The organism is Haloferax profundi, from assembly GCF_001469865.1.
GTDB classification, from domain to species: domain Archaea; phylum Halobacteriota; class Halobacteria; order Halobacteriales; family Haloferacaceae; genus Haloferax; species Haloferax profundi.
This window is the reverse complement of sequence record NZ_LOPV01000343.1, coordinates 1-835: the sequence shown is the minus strand read 5'-3', so window position 1 is coordinate 835 and position 835 is coordinate 1. Positions and strand designations below refer to the sequence as shown.

Annotated in this window: 2 protein-coding genes; both read left to right on the top strand. The window is 57.2% G+C overall.

The window, feature by feature from the left end:
* On the top strand, positions 1 to 522 hold a 522-nt coding region (locus AUR66_RS12970), incomplete at its 5' end, for an ABC transporter permease subunit (protein ID WP_157533113.1).
* Positions 519 to 835: ATP-binding cassette domain-containing protein (locus AUR66_RS12965; RefSeq protein WP_157533112.1), on the top strand; the 317-nt coding region annotated here is incomplete at its 3' end. The genes AUR66_RS12970 and AUR66_RS12965, both read left to right, overlap by 4 nt.

Genomic DNA, 835 nt, shown 5'->3' with positions numbered 1-835 from the left:
CTCTTCGAACACGGCGTTTTCTCCGTGCTGCCGTTTCTCGGAACGCTCATCGTGACACTGTTGCTTGGTGCTACGATGGTTTCCCTTGGGATGTTTGTCTCAACGATTACTCGCTGGACCGTCACTGCCGCGACAGCTGTATTCGCGTACTTCCTCGTGACGCTGTTTTGGAGCAGTATCGTCACATCGGTCTATACTAATCTCACTGGAGTTCCGGTCAATCCGTACGACGCTCCGGCAAGCGGCCCACTGTTTTTCGCGCTTCGGTTGACACCCGATGGGGCCTACAACGTCCTGACGAACTGGCTCCTCGGCGTTGGGAACTCAGCTGAGCTGTTCCACATCGTCTACACCAAACTCGCACCAGGGGTCTCCGTGAACGCTTTCGTGGTCGAAGCAGCGTTCAGCGGGTCGGGACCGTGGTATCTCCACCCAGCACTGAGTTTAGCTACCCTATTCGTCTGGTTGGTGGTCCCGTTGGGTCTCGCTCGTTGGGTGTTTGCTCGAGGTGATGCACTGTGAGCGATGCCGAGCTCGCAATCGAGGCCGGCGCGCTGACCAAGCAATACGGTGAAGTTCGTGCCGTCGATAATCTTGACCTCACAGTCGAAAGCGGGGAAGTGTACGGATTTCTCGGACCGAACGGAGCCGGGAAATCAACGACTATCGGATTGCTACTCGACTACCTCCGACCAACGTCTGGGACAGTTCGCGTGCTTGAACGTGATCCACTGGATGACGTCGTCGAGATACACGACCGAGTTGGTATCCTCCCGGACCGGTTTGGCCTCTATGACGGGCGCTCTGCGCGCCAACACGTTTCGTTCGTCGCAGC